Source organism: Stenotrophomonas sp. Steno-Z2, assembly GCF_056393235.1.
On record NZ_JBWJOY010000028.1, the window covers coordinates 1 to 259 of the forward strand.

1 pseudogene is annotated in these 259 nt (G+C 67.2%); it reads left to right on the plus strand.

The features are described from left to right. Window positions 1-259, plus strand: a pseudogene (locus AC06FP_RS16865) (methyl-accepting chemotaxis protein); the annotation flags it as partial.

A 259-nucleotide genomic window follows, 5' to 3' on the forward strand; every position in this document is an offset into this window, starting at 1 on the left:
CCTGTCCGAGGTCTCCGCCCTGCTGCACGCCATCGCCGAAGGCGACCTGACCGTGCGCATGCAAGGCGACTTCCATGGCGTGTTCGCCAAAATGCGCGACGACGCCAACGCCACCGTCGCCCAGCTGACTTCCATCGTCGGCCGCATCCAGCAGGCGGCTTCCAGCATCAACCTGGCCGCCTCGGAAATCGCCACCGGCAACAGCGATCTGTCGCGCCGTACCGAGCAGCAGGCGGCCAACCTGGAAGAAACCGCGGCC